The 4,808-nt window shown below is 49.9% G+C and carries 6 protein-coding genes; 5 read left to right on the top strand and 1 reads right to left on the bottom strand.

Translation table 11 applies throughout. The features are described 5' to 3' along the window. Positions 1 to 1,029 (bottom strand): hypothetical protein (locus FJZ26_04235; protein ID MBM3229613.1); only part of this gene is annotated, 1,029 nt, incomplete at its 3' end. A gap of 285 nt (positions 1,030 to 1,314) precedes the next feature. On the opposite strand from FJZ26_04235, the gene FJZ26_04230 reads away from it, so the two are divergent. From FJZ26_04230 to FJZ26_04210, 5 genes are all read left to right on the top strand, one after another. Further along, positions 1,315 to 1,971 carry a hypothetical protein gene (locus FJZ26_04230; protein ID MBM3229612.1) on the top strand — a complete coding sequence of 219 codons (657 nt, stop codon included), beginning with the start codon at positions 1,315 to 1,317 and terminating at the stop codon, positions 1,969 to 1,971. A 23-nt stretch (positions 1,972 to 1,994) separates the two neighbouring features. Further along, on the top strand, positions 1,995 to 2,840 hold the full coding sequence (locus FJZ26_04225) for a transketolase (GenBank protein ID MBM3229611.1): 846 nt from the start codon (positions 1,995 to 1,997) through the stop codon (positions 2,838 to 2,840). A gap of 41 nt (positions 2,841 to 2,881) precedes the next feature. Next, complete coding sequence (locus FJZ26_04220) at positions 2,882 to 3,865, top strand: transketolase family protein (GenBank protein MBM3229610.1); 984 nt, start codon at positions 2,882 to 2,884, stop codon at positions 3,863 to 3,865. A gap of 28 nt (positions 3,866 to 3,893) precedes the next feature. Continuing rightward, positions 3,894 to 4,550 (top strand): fructose-6-phosphate aldolase, encoded by a 657-nt coding sequence (gene fsa / locus FJZ26_04215; protein ID MBM3229609.1) that lies wholly within the window; start codon positions 3,894 to 3,896, stop codon positions 4,548 to 4,550. 52 nt (positions 4,551 to 4,602) lie between these two features. After that, positions 4,603 to 4,808 (top strand): FAD-dependent oxidoreductase (locus tag FJZ26_04210; GenBank protein ID MBM3229608.1); only part of this gene is annotated, 206 nt, incomplete at its 3' end.

Raw genomic sequence — 4,808 nt, 5'->3', positions numbered from 1 at the left:
AGAAAGCTTTAGGAAATACATGTAGTCGTCCTTGTTTTTCCCGAATATCAGAAGCACCGACTGGAAAATTGTGAAAAGGAACAGCGTGGTTGTGACTGCGCTTGCCACGTTTGTGGAAAGGATTGTTGAAAGCAGGGCAAAGCAGGAGAGAAGCGCAAACCGCGTGCTTTTGAATTTTAATGCAAGTGCCAGGGAGGCATAGAAAAAAAGGAACCCGAAAAAGTTTGCCGCAGTTGCCTGCGACTGGCCGCCGGCAGTGTTTTGGATGAAGATTGGAAGCGCGCTTAGAAGGCCGGCGCTTAAAAGCCCCATGGACTTTCCGTATTCCCTTGAGAAAAGAAGGTATGCAAAAAACGCCGTGAATGCGGCAAATATGGGCGCATAGAAGCCCGCGATTATCGAAAGCATGTATGTGTCAAATGCCCCGCCGCCAGTGTAAAGCGAATACCAGGAGGCCCAAAGGTGGTGAAGCTGCGGCACTGCCCTGTGGCCTGTTTCCAAAAGGGGATACCAGACAATATTGTCCTTGAGTGGAATAGTGCCCTGGGATAGCAGCTGCCCTGCCCCGTAAAGATACCAGTAGGGGTCGATTTCCGAGTAAATCGGGCTGAATGACTGGTAGCGGATGAGAAACGTCGCAATTACGAAAAAAAGCAATGCAATGGGCGCAAAATGGGCTGCAAAAGAGAAATAATCCCCAAAAGACTGGCCCTTAGGCAACTTGGGGATAGGACTAAAATGCTTGTATTCCTCCCAAACCCTCTCCTTGTATGCAAAAGCGATTCCCGCGACTGCAACAATTGCATGGACGGCAAGCCCATAGGAAAGGCCGAACTTGAGATTTAGGGTGAAGACTCCAAGGAATGAAACCAGTGGCGGAAGCAGTAACCCAAGTGCAAAGCCAATAAGGGCTTTTTCAACAACTCCCAGGTCTGTTTTTTTGAATGCCGCAAATGAGAGCGGGATGCCAGTGATTCCAGATGAAACAAGTATTATTGCCATTAGCAATAGCGGGTCAAAAACTATCATGAAAATACCTCCAAAAAACCTTCAAAAAAACCTTCCACAAAACCAAAAGATTTGCACTTGAAAGTATAAAAACCATGGGTTTGCTGCAAGCAAGGACAGATTATTAAATAATAGTCGGGAAAACAGTCTGTAAGCCCCAGAGCAAAAGCCTGTGGCGTGCGCATAACCAGGGAGGCAAAAGGCTGGCCGGCAAAGGACTGCGCATGCGATTTATGGCTTTGGCCTCAGAGGGTATTTTAGAAGTTTATAATTGAGAGGCTTAGGCATAGGGGAGGCGGGGTCTTAATGCTTGAGGTTGTGCCAGCAATATTAGCCAAGACTCCAAGTGAATTCAAGGAAAAGCTTGAGAAAGTCAGCCGTGTGTGCAGCAGGGTGCAGATAGACATAATGGACGGGAGATTCGTCCCAAACACGACGCTTGGGGAAAACGAGGGGCTGTACGGATTTGTTGGGAAGACTGCAGAATACCACCTAATGGTAAATGACCCAATAGAGTATATTGAAATGATTGCAAAGCGGCTTGGGCCCATTGACCCGAAAAGCCTGCTTTTCATATTCCACATAGAGTCGCCGGTTGATGCGCAAAAAGTCATTGACTTTTGCAGGTCAAAAAAATACAGGGTCGGGATTGCATTAAACCCGCAAACAGCGCTTGGGGAAATAGAAAAATATGCAAAAAGCATTGACATGGTTCTTTTCATGACAGTCAACCCGGGTTTTTCCGGACAAAGGTACATTTCACAGGTTGAGGATAAGATTAAGAAATTTAGGGCGCAACACCCGTCCATGGACATCGAGGTGGACGGAGGGATTGGACGGGAAACGGTTGCAGGCGCATACGCTGCAGGAGCAAACCTTCTTGCAGCAGCAAGCGCCATATTTGAAAGCAAGGACATCAAAGCTGCGATTGAAGAGCTCAAGGCAAGGGCAAAAGGCAGGTAGTTGAGATGAGAAAGTTCCCAAAAATCATTGACATGAAAAAGCTGCAGCTTATTGCAAACTCCGTAAGAAAAGACATAATTGAGATGCTGCTTGAGGCAAAGTCCGGGCACACGGCCGGTCCGCTTGGCATGGCCGACATATTCACCGCACTATATTTCAATGTGGTTTACCATGACCCGAAAAATCCGCTTTGGGAAGAGCGGGACAGGGTGGTGCTTTCAAACGGGCACATCTGCCCGGTGCTCTATGCAGTGCTTGCGCAGTGCGGCTACTTTCCAAGAGAAGAGCTTCGCACGTTAAGAAAAATAGGCTCAAGGCTGCAGGGGCATCCGCACAGGGGCACCTTGCCTGGAATTGAAAATTCCTCCGGGCCTCTTGGCCAGGGCCTCTCGCAGGCTGTTGGAATGGCAATTGCAGGCAAAGCCGATAAAAAACGGTGGCGGGTTTATGCCATGCTTTCAGACGGAGAGCACAACGAAGGCTCTACCTGGGAGTCAGTCATGCTTGCATCAAAGTACAGGCTTGGCAACCTTGTTGCGACAATTGACAGGAACAACATCCAGATTGACGGGATGACTGAAACGGTCATGCCACTTGAGCCTTTTGCCGAAAAATACAGGGCGTTTGGCTGGCATGTAATTGACGTTGACGGCCACAACGTGAAAAAAATAATTGACGCTTATGAGGAGGCAAAGGCGGTATATGAAAAGCCCACCGTCATCATTGCGCACACAATACCCGGAAAACCGATACCTTTTATGGAGTTTGACCATGAGTGGCACGGAAAGCCCCCAAATGCAGCCGAGGCTGCAGCGGCACTTGAGTTTCTCTGCAATGAAAAAAGCATGATTGAAAGGGACGAACAGTAGGAGGGGCAGTTTAAAGATTTTGAAAAAAGGAAGCTGGTCTTATGAAAGGCAAGTTTGAACCGACGCTTATTCCTGATTTGCTCAAGCCTGCCGAGTTTTTGGCAACGCGCGACGGGGCCGGCAAGGCGCTTGTAGAGTCGGGAGAAAAGGACAGGAACTTATTCGTGCTTACGGCAGACGTCTCCGAGTCAGTGCGCACGCACTGGTTTGCACAAAAATTCCCCGACAGGTTCATTGATGTCGGAGTCGCGGAGCAAAGCCTTGCTGGAACAGCATCAGGGCTTGCCGCAGCAGGCAAGACTGCGGTGATTGCGGCTTATGCGGTTTTTTCCCCTGGCAGAAACTGGGACCAGATACGCGTGAGTGTCTGCTACAACAACGTGGATGTAAAGATAATCGGCTCGCACACTGGGCTTACAGTCGGGCCTGACGGGGCGACGCACCAGGCGCTTGAGGACATTGCAATAACGCGCGTGCTTCCAAACCTCAAAGTCATCGTGCCTGCGGACTTTCTTGAGGCAAGAAAGGCGATGCTTGCCGCAATAAGGGAAAGGGGGCCGTTTTACATCAGGGTTACGCGCGACAAGGCGCCTGTTTTCACAACGCAGGAAACGCGGTTTGAAATAGGGAAGATGAATGTGCTCAAAGACGGCAAGGACATTGCTATAATAGGGTGCGGCACTGTAGTTTACGACTGCCTGAAGGCGGCAGTCGAGCTTGAGGAACAGGGGGTTGACGCTGCGGTGGTGAACTGCCACACAATCAAGCCGCTTGATTCTGGCACGCTTGTGGATATTGCAAAAAAAACAGGGCTTGTGCTTACTGTCGAGGAGCACCAGATTGACGGAGGGCTTGGAAGCGCTGTTGCACAGTGCCTGGCCGGTGCGCACCCGTGCAGGGTTGTGCGCCATGGGATTAAGGATATGTTTGGCGAGTCAGGGGATTCAAAAGACTTGCTTAAAAAATACAAGCTGGATGCGGCAGGGATTAAGGAAATGGCACTAGCCGCAATGAAGGAAAAATAAATTAAGTTGACATGAGGGTGTGATTTGCATGAAAATTTTTCTTGACAGCGCAAATGTTGCAAAAATAAGGGAGGCTGCGCAGCTAGGCCTGTGCGACGGGGTCACGACAAACCCCACCATAATAATGAAGGAAGGCCGCGACCACAAGCAGGTCATCATGGAAATTTGCAAGGCTGTCAGTGGGCCTGTCTCTGTAGAGGGCGTGGGGGAGACTGCGGCGCAGCTTGTCAAAGACGCACTTGAGTTCTCAAAGTGGGGCAAGAATGTTGTTGCCAAAGTGCCAATGACAAAAGAGGGACTTAAGGCAGTCAGGGAGCTTGAGGCAAAGGGAATTCCAACAAACGTGACGCTTGTTTTTTCAGCAACCCAGGCCTTACTGGCTGCAAAGGCAGGGGCAAGCTACATTTCGCCTTTTGTAGGCAGGCTTGACGACGTATCGGAGGACGGCATGGCATTGATTTACGACATAGTTGCAATGCTGAAAAACTACGATTACAAGGCCCAGGTCCTTGTTGCCTCAGTCAGGCATCCGGTGCATGTTGTCCAGGCCGCAAAGCTTGGGGCGCACATTGCAACGCTGCCCCCGGACGTTTTTGAGAAGATGTTTTTGCACCCCCTGACCGACAGGGGAATCAGGCAGTTTGCAGACGACTACCAGAAGGCAAAACAGGCTGCAAAAATGTGAAAAACCGTTGGACTAAATCAAAAATAAAAACTGCTTTCATTGAAGTGGTCTTGTGTACGACGTGCATGTGATAGGGGCCGGGCCTGCGGGAAGCTTTGCAGCACGCGAGGCCGCACTGAGTGGCAAAAAAGTTCTTCTTTGTGAGGAGCATGGCCAGGTGGGAAGCCCGGTTGCCTGCTCTGGGCTGATTTCAAAGGCTGGCCTAGAGCTAATGAGGGACGTGGTTGACTACAGGAAGATAACCCTCAACAGAATCAA

This window comes from Candidatus Parvarchaeota archaeon (assembly GCA_016866895.1).
GTDB lineage: Archaea > Micrarchaeota > Micrarchaeia > Anstonellales > VGKX01 > VGKX01.
The sequence above is the reverse complement of the archived record's forward strand: the minus strand, read 5'-3'. Positions and strand labels throughout refer to the sequence as shown.

Coding starts and splice junctions, on each gene's coding strand:
- FJZ26_04220 (MBM3229610.1), top strand. CDS start 2,882: ATGAAAGGCAAGTTTGAACCGACGCTTATTCCTGATTTGCTCAAGCCT.
- fsa (MBM3229609.1), top strand. CDS start 3,894: ATGAAAATTTTTCTTGACAGCGCAAATGTTGCAAAAATAAGGGAGGCT.
- FJZ26_04230 (MBM3229612.1), top strand. CDS start 1,315: ATGCTTGAGGTTGTGCCAGCAATATTAGCCAAGACTCCAAGTGAATTC.